This is a genomic window from Sphingomonas sp. 1185 (assembly GCF_040544655.1).
Classification (GTDB): Bacteria; Pseudomonadota; Alphaproteobacteria; order Sphingomonadales; family Sphingomonadaceae; genus Sphingomonas.
In genome coordinates this window covers 1-7,273 of record NZ_JBEPKL010000054.1, presented here as the reverse complement: position 1 = coordinate 7,273, position 7,273 = coordinate 1, and the positions used below count along the sequence as shown (strand labels likewise).

General features: G+C 65.5%; 4 protein-coding genes and 2 pseudogenes. 3 read left to right on the top strand and 3 right to left on the bottom strand.

The features are described 5' to 3' along the window. Window positions 1-113: pseudogene (locus ABIC44_RS19455) on the top strand (zinc-binding dehydrogenase); the annotation flags it as partial. Window positions 114-268: 155 nt separating this feature from the next. On the opposite strand, the gene ABIC44_RS19450 reads toward ABIC44_RS19455, so the two are convergent. After that, the gene (locus ABIC44_RS19450; protein WP_354297062.1) at window positions 269-1,843 is read right to left on the bottom strand and encodes an alkaline phosphatase D family protein; all 1,575 of its coding nucleotides are present in this window, start codon (window positions 1,841-1,843) and stop codon (window positions 269-271) included. A gap of 210 nt (window positions 1,844-2,053) precedes the next feature. On the opposite strand from ABIC44_RS19450, the gene ABIC44_RS19445 reads away from it, so the two are divergent. After that, complete coding sequence (locus ABIC44_RS19445; protein WP_354297061.1) at window positions 2,054-4,510, top strand: TonB-dependent receptor; 2,457 nt, start codon at window positions 2,054-2,056, stop codon at window positions 4,508-4,510. A 206-nt stretch (window positions 4,511-4,716) separates the two neighbouring features. On the opposite strand, the gene ABIC44_RS19440 is transcribed toward ABIC44_RS19445, so the two are convergent. Together ABIC44_RS19440 and ABIC44_RS19435 are read right to left on the bottom strand one after the other, a co-directional pair. Further along, complete coding sequence (locus ABIC44_RS19440; protein ID WP_309695369.1) at window positions 4,717-5,031, bottom strand: 2Fe-2S iron-sulfur cluster-binding protein; 315 nt, start codon at window positions 5,029-5,031, stop codon at window positions 4,717-4,719. Further along, window positions 5,031-5,945, bottom strand: a complete 915-nt coding sequence (locus ABIC44_RS19435; protein WP_502959870.1) for an NAD(P)H-dependent flavin oxidoreductase — start codon at window positions 5,943-5,945, stop codon at window positions 5,031-5,033. The genes ABIC44_RS19440 and ABIC44_RS19435 overlap by 1 nt, the downstream gene beginning before the upstream one ends. Here ABIC44_RS19435 and ABIC44_RS19430 point away from each other — a divergent pair. Continuing rightward, window positions 5,904-7,265 (top strand): annotated as a pseudogene (locus ABIC44_RS19430) (methylmalonyl-CoA mutase family protein); the annotation flags it as partial. The gene ABIC44_RS19435 and the pseudogene ABIC44_RS19430 overlap by 42 nt on opposite strands. Window positions 7,266-7,273 lie beyond the last annotated feature (8 nt).

Here is a 7,273-nt window from a genome sequence, read left to right as displayed (position 1 = left end):
GCAAGATCGAGATCGATCCGATGATCACCCACCGGCTGACGCTGGAGGAGATCAACAAGGGCTTCGACCTGATGCACAAGGGCGAAAGCATCCGCTCGGTCGTACTGTTTTAGCATTGCAGCGGCATTTTACCGAAGGACGGGCGCGCTGGGCGGCGCCCCCGGCGGATCGCGCCCCTGCGGCGCACCGCACGGGCGGCTATTGTCGCGGAACTTCTGGGCGGAGTAGCCATGCCCGCTGTCCAGTGCCGGCTGCTCCGATCATGGCGTCAGGCCATCTGAAGCCCCGGCCTTCCAGCCTCTACGGTGAACCGCGCCAGGTCGGCGATGGGTGATCGCGGATCGCTTGCGTCGGCCAGGCCACGAAAGGTCACGTCGCAATGACCGCCCGACAAGTCTATTCGGCCATAGCCGCGCACCAGATTTTCGGCATAGTGGAAGCCGGTCGTCCTCGCGGCCGTCGATTTGAACAGCGGATCGGGGTTGAGCGAGGTGATCGACCCGCCGACGAATTCCGACGCGATGGGCGCTCCGTCCGGCCGGTCGGGATCGCGCAGATCGGTCGCGGCAAAGGCATGGATGTCGCCGCTCAACACGATCGGATTGGCCGTCCCCGCCGCGACCCAGCGTCGGAAGATGCGGTCCCGCGCCGCCGGAAAGCCTTCCCAGCGGTCGACCGAGTGGAACATTGCTCCCTTGTCCGGCTGTTTGGGATCGATGGTCGGAAAGGGCGTCATCAGGGTCTGCTGTGCGAGCAGGTTCCAGCGCGCCTGTCGCCCGCCCAGTTCCCCGTTCAGCCAGCCTTCCTGCCGCGCGCCGAGCATGGAGAGCTTGGGGGCGCGCCGGGCCGCGCAATCGGCCACCAGATAGTCGTAACGGCGTTGGCCGTTGGCATCGGGGGCGGGCTGGCACGGGCGATCGTCGCGATATTGCCGGTCGTCGAGCATGACGATCCGCGCCAGCTGCCCCCAGTCCAGCCGACGATAGAGACGCGCCCATGGCCCGGCGGGATGCGATACCCGGCGCAGCGGCATATGCTCCCAATAGGCCTGATAGGCAGCCGCCCGCCGTGCGAGGAAGCGGGCAGGATCGCCATAATGCTGGTCCCACTGTCCGGCATAGTCGTTGGCGACCTCGTGATCGTCCCAGATCGTCATCCAGGGTGCCGCCGCATGGGCGGCCTGAAGCAGCGGATCGAGCTTGTAGCTGGCATAACGCAGCCGATAGCCGGGCAAGTCGAACGGCTCGGGGTTCAGATGGGGGCGCAGCGCCTTGGAATTGGGGGCGCCTTCGTAGATATAGTCGCCCAGGAACAGGATCAGGTCGGGGTCTTCCGCGATCGCATGGGTCCAGGCGGCATAATGGCCGACCTCATATTTCTGGCACGAGCCATAGCAGATGCGCAGCCGATCGACCGTCGCGTCGGCGGCGGGCGCAGTCCGGGTGCGGCCGACCGGACTGACCTGCCCCAGGCTGAGAAAACGGTAATGATAGACATGGGCGGGGCGCAGGCCGGTGACCTCGACATGCAGGCTGTGCCCGTCCTCGGGCGTCGCGCGTACCTCACCGCGACGGACGATGCGGCGGAACTGTTCGTCCTCCGCGACTTCCCAGCGGACGGGCACGCGAGCGTCGCCCAGGCCGCCGCCGGGCGCCAGCGGTTCGGGGGCGAGCCGCGTCCACAGGACGACGCCATCGGCGCATGGCTCGCCCGATGCGACGCCGAGTGAGAAAAGGGGAGCGGCAGGGCCGCGCACCAGTGCCATGCCCCCCGATGCGATGACGAACGGAGCCATCGCCATGGGGGCGCCGATGATCTGCCGACGCGAGGGACGAAAGGTCATGGGATCACGGTTCCTGAAGGAAGATATGGCTACGCCTTACGCCCCATTTCTTCCGCTCGCCAGAATATCCGACCACCAATGATAGGAAGATGAAGAAAATGTTTCCGTTACGACAACATTGTCATCATAGCGTCCGCAAATCTGTCATGAAACTGACCCTGACCGTGCCTATCCGCCCCCGAAATACGGACATGAGTCCTTGGGGGAGCAATGAAGATGGTGGTCAAGACTTCGCGCGGCGGGGGCCGCACGGGCCGTAGTGCCGCGTCCCTGTCGCTCGTGGGTGCGGCGCTCTGGGCCATGCCGCTTCACGCGCAGACGGTGCAAGCCCCGGCTTCGCCCGCCGCCGCCGCCGATAGCGGTTCGGACGCCGCCGCCCCGGATCAGGGCGACCTGGTCGTCGTCGCACGTCGGCGAGACGAGCATATCCAGTCGGTGCCGATCCCCGTCACCGTCATCACCTCGCAGGAACTGGCGCGGCAGAACCTGGTCAACTTCACCAATTTCCAGACCAAATTTCCGTCCTTCTCGGTCTATCTGACCAACCCGAAGCAATTGAACCTCGGCATTCGAGGCATCGGCAATAACGGCTTCAACACCGACGGCATCGACGCCTCGGTCGGTGTGTTCGTAGACGGGGTGTATAATGCGCGGCTCGGCATGGTGTCGAACGACTTCAACGACATCGCCGACGTCGAGCTGTTGCGCGGGCCGCAGGGCACATTGTTCGGCAAGAACACGACGGCGGGCGCGGTCCTGATCAACACGCTAAAGCCCAGCTATACCTTGGGTGCCGCGACTGAGTTCACCATCGGCAATCAGGGGTTCCGCCAGATCAAGGGGACCGTCACCGGCCCGCTGATCGACGGCAAGCTGGCGCTGCGGCTCTCGGCCTTTTCCAGCAGCACCGACGGCTATTACCGCAACGTCTATAATGGTCGCTGGCAGAATGCCCGGCAGGGCGAGGGCGTGCGTGCGCAATTGCTGGCCAATCCGACGGAAGACTGGACGATCCGCGTGATCGGCACCCATGCGACCCAGGCTTTCCCCTCCATGGGGCCGATCACGCTGGGCGTGTACAACCCGAGCGCTCTGCAGGCGCGAATGGCGGCGGCCGGTTACACGCTGCTCGTCAGCTCCAAGGAAAAGCGGGAGATGAACATAGACTCCCCGCTGAACGCGCGGACCAAGACCGATGCGCTGAGCCTGCAGCAGGACATCGATCTGCACGCGCTCGGCACCATCACCTCGATCGGCGCGTGGAGCCGCTGGTCCTGCTTCACGAACAATGACAACGATTATACCCAGCTGGATGCGATCCGCGATTACGGTTCGTGCAACCGGGTCCAGCAATGGTCGCAGGAGGTGCGCTGGGCCTCGATCACCGGCCATCCCTTGGAGGGACTGGTTGGTGCCTTCTTCTCGCGGCAGCAGCTCGATGTCGACTCGCGCATCCGCTTCGGGTCGCAATATCATCTCTGGGCGGGCAATCCGAACGCGACGCTGTTCGGCACCAATCCGGCCAATGGCCTGATGTGGGGCAAGGGCGGCTGGGCCTCGGCGCTGACCGGCGCGGGCTTCGACAGCCATGCGGTGTTCAACACCCGGACCAGCGCGGTATTCGGCCATGCCACATGGCATCCGGACGAAGCCCGTCGCCTGGCCTTCGACCTGGGGCTTCGTCAGACCTGGGAGGAAAAGCGGATGCGCTATGACGGCGTCATCGCCAATCGTGGTGGCCTGAGCACCGTGCAGCTCCTCGCCTTGTCATCCAGCGGCGCGAATGCACAGCTCGGCTCGGCGGCCGACCATGTCACCGACAATTCGCTGTCGGGCGAGGTCGGCGTGAACTGGAAACCGGTCGATACGGTCATGGTCTATGTCACCGGTGCGCGAGGCTATAAATCCAAGGGGTTCAACCTGCTGCCCTATAACAGCAGCAATCCGGACAAGGGCATCGCCACGGCGATCGCACTGGGCGCGGGCCAGCACATCGACGGCGAACAGGCGGATAACATCGAGGCGGGGATCAAGACCGAATGGTTCGACCGCAGGCTGGTCTTCAACCTGACCGCCTTCCATACCTATGTGAAGAATTATCAGGCCAACCAGTCGATCGGCGTCGGCAACACCGCCACCAAGTTCCTGGCCAATGTCGGCGCGCTGGTGTCCGAGGGCGTGGAGAGCGAAGGCGAGGCGTTTCTGGGCCCGCTGCACCTGAAGGGGTTCCTGGCCTATAACCGGGCGATCTATGCCTCGTTCCGCAATTCGGTCTGCCCGGTGCAGATCAGCGCGCCGACCTGCGACCTGGCCGGGCGGCAGGTGGCCTGGGCGCCGAAATGGACCGCCGACATCACCGCCGACTATACCCGGCCGGTGTCGGACCATAGCGCGGTCTATGGTCTGGTCGACGTCAACTGGCGGACCCGGCAAAACACGACGATCACGCTCGATCCGGCGGCGGAGATTGCGGGCTATGCACTGACCTCGGCGCGGGTCGGCCTGTTGATGGATGACAAGCGGCTGGAGGTTCAGCTCTGGGTCGAGAATCTGTTCGACAAGGCCTATTACGTGAACCTGCTCGGAGTGACCAAGTCGACCGGGATCGTACAGGGGTATCCGGGCGCACCGCGAACTTTCGGGATCACGGTGCGCGGTCGCCTCTGATCCGCAGCACCCGCGCGCAGTAGGTGTTTGGTCTCGGAGGATGGTGGTGCGGATTTGACGTGAAACAGGCAAAGGCGAGCCGTAAGTAGCTCTTATTCAAGAACACGTCGAACCGTCTTTAAAGCCTTTCTCATTGGGGGCCGATGCCAACGGACCCGACGTCCCGCAGTCGAGCCAGGGGCGCGGCGGATGAGATCGCGCCCACCTCAATCCTCGGGCGCGATGCGTATCCGGTAGCCCGTGCCCATATCCCGCATGGTCAGTTGGCAGGCCAGGCGGGATCGGTCAGTGCGATAGGCGCTGCTGTCGAGCAGGTCGTCTTCGTCGGGGCCGGGCGGCGGCAAGTCCCCTCCCCCCGCCTCGATATAGACGTGACAGGTCGCGCAGGAACAGCATCCGCCGCACATCGCCAGCAGTTCGTCGATACCGGCATCCCGGATCGCTTGCATGACGCTGACATCGTCAGTGCCTTCGACCTCGAAACGGGCACCGTCACGGGTAATGACCTCGATCGTCGCCATTATGCCGCTCCCTGGGTGACGAAGCCGGACAGGCGACCGGCGATCAGATCTTGCGCGTCACCGACGATCCGCTCGATCAGCTGGCGACAGGTCGGCACGTCATGGATCAGCCCCTGCACCTGCCCGGCCCATACCAGCCCCGCATCGAGATCGCCGGTTTCAAGAGCCGTCCGTCCCTTGGCGCCGGACACCAGCGGCCGAATATTCTCGAACACGGCGTCTGGCCGCGCAGAGATTTCGACGACCCGGTCCGAGACGCTGGTCTTGGCCACCCGCCCGGTGTTGTGGAAGCGGCGGAAGATCAGGTTGGTCGCGCGTTCGTCATTGGCGACGATCAGTTGCTTGACCGCATCATGGATCGGGGCCTCGACCGTCGCGCAGAAGCGGGTGCCCATGTTGATCCCCTCCGCCCCTAAAGCCAGCGCAGCGACCAGCCCTCGGCCATCGGCGAAACCGCCGCTCGCCAGCATCGGGATCTTCACCTTGTCGGCCGCCGCGGGGATCAGGACCAGCCCCGGAATATCATCCTCGCCCGGATGGCCCGCACATTCGAACCCGTCGATCGACACGATGTCCACGCCCATCCGCTCGGCCGACACGGCATGGCGTACGGCGGTACATTTATGGATGACGGTTATGCCGTGCGCCTTGAAGTCTTCGACATGCTCCTGGGGACGATGCCCTGCGGTCTCGACGATCGCCACGCCGCTGTCGATGATCGCCCGGCGATATTCGGCATAGGGCGGCGGGGAGACCGAGGGCAGGATCGTCAGGTTCACTCCGAACGGCTTGTCGGTCATGGTCCGGCAGCGGTCGATCTCACGGCGCAGATCGTCGGGCGTCGGCTGCGTCAGCGCGGTTAGCATGCCCAACTGGGCGCGAGGGACGAACGCTCCAAGATGCTGCGCACCCATTGCCAGACGTCGGGCGTGTCGCTGACCGAGCAGGACCCGTATAACAATGTCATCCGCACCACCATCGAGGCGATGGCCGCGATGCTGGGCGGCACCCAGTCGCTTCACACCAATGCGCTGGACGAAGCGATCGCGCTGCCCACCGACTTCTCCGCCCGGATCGCGCGCAACACGCAGATCGTGTTGCAGGAGGAAACGGGGATGACGAAGGTCGTCGATCCGCTGGGCGGCAGTTACTATGTCGAGAGCCTGACCCAGAGCCTGGTCGACGGCGCCTGGGCGCTGATCGAGCGGATCGAGGCCGAGGGCGGCATGGCGAAAGCGGTCGCGGCGGGCTGGCCCAAGGCGATGATCGAGGAGGCATCCGCCGCCCGCGCCGCCAGGGTCGACCGGGGCGAGGATGTGATCGTCGGGGTCAACACATACCGGCTGGCCGACGAGGCGCCGGTCGAGATCCTCGACATCGACAATCACGCGGTGCGCGGGGCCCAGGTCGCGCGGATCGCGGCGGTGAAGGCCGCGCGCGACGAGGCGGCGTGCCGCTCGGCGCTGGATGCGTTGCGCGACGCGGCCCAAAATCCTCCCCTGCAAGGGGAGGTGGCATCGCGCCGCGATGACGGAGGGGTGTCGACGCTCGAGAGGGGGGACACTCCTCCGTCAGCGGCTGGCGCCGCCGCCACCTCCCCCGCCGGGGGAGGAATGGGGTCGAACCTCCTCGCGCTGGCCGTCGAGGCGGCACGGGCGCGGGCGACCCTGGGCGAGATTTCCTCGGCGCTGGAGGATGCGTTCGGCCGCTATGGCACCCAGCCGACCCCGGTGTCGGGCGTCTATGGCGGCGCCTACGCCGAGGACGAACGCTGGGCCCGCCTGCTGCGCGGCGTCGAGGCGGTCGAGCGCCGTCTGGGCCGCAAACCCCGGCTGTTCGTCGCCAAGATGGGCCAGGATGGGCATGACCGGGGTGCGAACCTCGTCTCCTCGATGTTCGGCGATCTGGGGTTCGAGGTGGTGCCGGGCGCGCTGTTCCAGACGCCGGAGGAAGCCGCGCAGGTCGCGCTGGCCCGTGATGTCGATGTCGTCGGCGCGTCCAGCCTTGCGGCGGGTCACAAGACGCTGATCCCCGAACTGATCGGCCATCTTCGCGACGCGGGTCGCGCCGATATCAAGGTCATCGCGGGTGGCGTTATTCCGGCACAGGATTATCAGGCGCTCTACGATGCCGGGGTTCAGGCGATATTCGGCCCCGGCACCAATCTTGTGAAGGCGGCCGAGGATGTGCTGAGGCTGCTGGGCCATAACATGCCGCCGGAAACGGGCGAATGACAGGACGA